Annotated in this window: 2 tRNA genes and 1 rRNA gene; all 3 read left to right on the forward strand. The window is 47.7% G+C overall.

The features are described 5' to 3' along the window. A 16S ribosomal RNA gene (locus tag ACJHX4_RS26755) occupies window positions 1–91 on the forward strand; the annotation flags it as partial. 68 nt (window positions 92–159) lie between these two features. Then, window positions 160–236, forward strand: a tRNA-Ile gene (locus ACJHX4_RS26760). Window positions 237–278: 42 nt separating this feature from the next. Continuing rightward, a tRNA-Ala gene (locus ACJHX4_RS26765) sits at window positions 279–354 on the forward strand. Window positions 355–608: the final 254 nt, after the last annotated feature.

Consider the following 608-nt stretch of genomic DNA (forward strand, 5'->3'; position numbering starts at 1 on the left):
CGGGAGGGCGCTTACCACTTTGTGATTCATGACTGGGGTGAAGTCGTAACAAGGTAACCGTAGGGGAACCTGCGGTTGGATCACCTCCTTACCTTAAAGAAGCGTACTTTGAAGTGCTCACACAGATTGTCTGATGAAAATGAGCAGTAAAACCTCTACAGGCTTGTAGCTCAGGTGGTTAGAGCGCACCCCTGATAAGGGTGAGGTCGGTGGTTCAAGTCCACTCAGGCCTACCAAATTTGCACCGCAAATTTGAAGAGGTTTTAACTACATGTTATGGGGCTATAGCTCAGCTGGGAGAGCGCCTGCTTTGCACGCAGGAGGTCTGCGGTTCGATCCCGCATAGCTCCACCATCTCTGTAGTGATTAAATAAAAATACTTCAGAGTGTACCTGCAAAGGTTCACTGCGAAGTTTTGCTCTTTAAAAATCTGGATCAAGCTGAAAATTGAAACACTGAACAACGAAAGTTGTTCGTGAGTCTCTCAAATTTTCGCGACACGATGATGAATCGCAAGAAACATCTTCGGGTTGTGAGGTTAAGCGACTAAGCGTACACGGTGGATGCCCTGGCAGTCAGAGGCGATGAAGGACGTGCTAATCTGCGAT

This window comes from Escherichia sp. WS2035 (genome assembly GCF_046487065.1).
In the GTDB taxonomy this organism is placed as follows: domain Bacteria; phylum Pseudomonadota; class Gammaproteobacteria; order Enterobacterales; family Enterobacteriaceae; genus Escherichia; species Escherichia coli.